This is a genomic window from Natronomonas sp. (assembly GCF_036625485.1).
In the GTDB taxonomy this organism is placed as follows: Archaea; Halobacteriota; Halobacteria; order Halobacteriales; family Haloarculaceae; genus Natronomonas.
Genome location: NZ_JAZKTR010000216.1, coordinates 1 through 3,241 on the forward strand (window position 1 = coordinate 1; position 3,241 = coordinate 3,241).

The window sequence follows — 3,241 nt, forward strand, 5'->3', positions numbered from 1 at the left end:
GACGGTATATGACTGACGAGGAGCCAGCCGACTCCCACGAGTTCTCCGAGGGGCAGGGCTTCGGGGACCCCTACGAAGGGTTCGACATCGACCCGCCGGAACTCGACGTCGACCCCGAGCAGGTCGACCCCGTCGACTCGCGTGTCGTCGCCGACACGCTCGATCGCCGGCAGATCGGGGCCGACGACGTCGACGCCGAGGAACTGCTCGACGTCGGGCTCGAATACATGCGTATCAACCGCCACGAACAGGCCACCGACGCTCTCGAACGCGTCGCCCAGTACGCCGACGACGAGGGTATCGAACAGGAGGCGTGGGTGAACAAGGGCGCCGCCCACGCGGAACTGCAGGAGTTCGAGGCGGCCATCGACGCCTACCGGCAGGCGCTCCACATCGACGACGACTCCGAACACGCCGCCACCGCCGAGACCAACCTCGCCTACGCGCTGTGGGAATCCGGCCGCAGCGAGCAGGCGCTCGAACACGCCGAACGTGCCGTCGAACTCGACCCGCGCTTCCCGCAGGCGTGGTACAACCGTGGGTTCTTCCTGCTGGAACGCGGCCTCGCCGAGGACGCCGTCAAGTGCTTCGACAACGCGATGCGACTCGGCCAGCGGTCGGTCGACGTCCTCGAAGAGAAGGCCCGCGCCCTCGAAGAGCAGGGCAAAGACGAGGAAGCCGAGAAGGTCGCCGAAGAGGCCGAGGAGATGCGCCAGCGCGCCGAAGACCAGCTCGTGGACGACCACGGCTCCGGCGACCCCCGTGCCGGTGGCGAACGCGGCGGCCGTGAACGCCAGCGCGAACGATGATGCTACTCTGCGAGCGCGACACGCAGGAAGGCCCGCTCGTCTCCGTCTGTGACGCGGACGTCCTCGGCGAGACGTTCGAGAACGGCGACGTCTCGCTGACGGTCGAACGCGACTTCTACGAGGGCGAGGAGGCGACCGCCGAGGAGGTCGTCGCCAGCCTCTCTCGGGCCGCCGTCGCCAACCTCGTCGGCTACGAGGCCGTCGAGGTGGCCGTCGAACACGGCTTCGTCGAGGAGACGAACGTACTGGAGTTCGAGGGAACGGTCCACGCCCAGTACCTTCGACTGTAGGCGCGGTCCGGCCGTCCCCCACACCCCTATCGGCTGTTTTTAAGCCTCCGTCAAGGCGTGGCAAAGCGTTGAAGCCGACAGCGCGCGCGAGACCGCTCATGCAGATAACCGGCGTCAATCAGTATCACCTCGACCACGCGCTGGAGGAGCCGTTCTATCCGACGTGGATTCCGGGCTATCCGCAGTCGACCCACGAACTCGAACTGTTCGAGATCGAGACCGACGAAGGTATCTCGGGCTACGGTGCCTCCCCCTCCTTCGCCGGCGGCCTCGATTACGAGACGCCACTCGAGTTGTTTCTGACGGGCGAGGACCCCCACGACGTCGAAGCGATCCTCGGCAAACTGGAGACGGTCAACCTCGTCGGCCCGCGACCGTGGCACGTCGAGATGGCGCTGTGGGACATCATCGGCAAGGATGCCGGCAAGCCGGTCTACGAGTTGTTCGGCGCCAGCCAGCAGGAGATTCCGGTCTACGCCTCGACGGGCGAGTTGATGGACGCCGACGAGCGCATCGACTACGTCGAAGCCCGCATCGAGGAGGGCTTCGAGGCGGTCAAACTGCGCGTCACGGAGGTCGACCACATCGAGACCGTCCGGCGGGTCCGCGAGGCCTTCCCCGACCTCACGCTGATGGTCGACGCGAACAAGGGGTGGGCGGTTCGGGTGATGGACGAGCCCGTCGAGTGGTTCTTCTCCGACGCCCTGGAGTTCGCTCGCGGCCTCGAAGAGTTGGGCAACATCGGCTGGCTGGAAGAGCCGCTCCATCGGCACGACTACGAGGGCTACGCCCGCCTACGCGATGCCGTCGACGTCGACATCGCCGGCGGCGAGTTCAACAACGGCACCCACCACTTCCGGGAGTTCATCGACCACGGCTCGCTGGATATCCTCCAGCCCGACGCCGCGCTGGCGACGGGTATCCGGCAGGCCGTCGACGTCGCCCGGATGGGCCACGAACACGGCCTGCAGTTCGTCCCGCATACGTGGACGAACGCCCTCGGCTTCGCCGCGAACCTCCACGTCATGACCGCCGTCGGGTCGCCGTGGTGTGAGTATCCGATGGAGCCGCCGTGGACGCCCGACGTCTGGTCGTTCATGCTCGAAGACGGCTTCGAGCACGACGAGGGGACCATCACCGCGCCCGACGACCCCGGCCTCGGCATCACGATTCCCGACGAAGTACTCGACGACGCCGAATGACCCGCTAGGAGTCGCTTTTTTCTCCGCTCCGAACGACTACCGCCCATGCGACAACTCGTCCGACTCGGCTGGAAGCTCCGCGAACTGGACAAGAACGCCGGGTTGAGTCGCGAGGAACTGCTCGACCTCCGCGAGGAGCGCTTTCGCGACCTCCTGCATCACGCGTGGGACGAGACGGACTTCTATCCCGACTACTACCGCGAACACGGCATCAGCCGCGACGACCTCGCGACGATTCCCAGCGAAGAGATTCCGCCGCTCACGAAACAGCAGTACATCGACAACTTCGACGACCTGACGACCGACGACCGCCTGACCCGAGAGGCCATCGAGGAGTTCCTCGAAACCCACGACCGCGGTGCACGCTTCGAGAACGAATACGAGGTCGTCCACACGTCTGGGACGACCGGCGAGCCGACTCACTTCGTCTACAGCAAGGAGGCGTGGCAGACGGCGCTGGCCGCCGGCGCTCGTGCCATCAAGGGCGACTGGAACCTACTGGAGTTGCTGGAGGAGTGGATTACCGGCTATCGCGTCGCCTATGTCGCCGCCACGCAAGGCCGCTTCGGCGGCGTGATGGCCGTCCGCGGTGCCACCGAGGGGTTCAACGTCGATACCCTGCTCGTCGAGGTCAACCGACCGATGGACGACTGGAAGGCCGACTTCGTGGACTTCCGGCCGAACGTCCTGATCGGCTACCCCTCCGCCGTCAAACTGGTCTGTGATATCGAACGCGAGGACCCCCTCGGCCTCGATATCGAGCGGATCGTCACGGGCGGTGAACCCCTCTCGGCGGAGTTACGCGAGTACATCGAGACGACCTTCGAGACCGAGGTGTTCAACGTCTACGGCGCCAGCGAATCGATCATCATCGGCATAGAACGGTCGAGCCACGACGGCATGTACCTCTACGACGACCTGAACTACGTCGAACCCGCCG

At 65.7% G+C, this 3,241-nt stretch carries 4 protein-coding genes; all 4 read left to right on the forward strand.

What is annotated here, in order from left to right:
- Positions 1-8: 8 nt before the first annotated feature.
- Complete coding sequence (locus V5A53_RS14010; protein WP_332314235.1) at positions 9-809, forward strand: tetratricopeptide repeat protein; 801 nt, start codon at positions 9-11, stop codon at positions 807-809.
- A complete protein-coding gene (locus tag V5A53_RS14015) occupies positions 809-1,099 on the forward strand; it encodes a DUF424 domain-containing protein (protein WP_332314236.1) in 291 nt (96 codons plus the stop codon). Before V5A53_RS14010 ends, V5A53_RS14015 begins: the two co-directional genes overlap by 1 nt.
- Before the next feature lie 98 nt (positions 1,100-1,197).
- Positions 1,198-2,301: a mandelate racemase/muconate lactonizing enzyme family protein gene (locus tag V5A53_RS14020; RefSeq protein WP_332314233.1), complete on the forward strand. Its 1,104-nt coding sequence runs from the start codon at positions 1,198-1,200 to the stop codon at positions 2,299-2,301.
- A 45-nt stretch (positions 2,302-2,346) separates the two neighbouring features.
- A partial coding sequence (locus tag V5A53_RS14025) for a phenylacetate--CoA ligase family protein (RefSeq protein WP_332314234.1) occupies positions 2,347-3,241 on the forward strand: 895 nt, incomplete at its 3' end.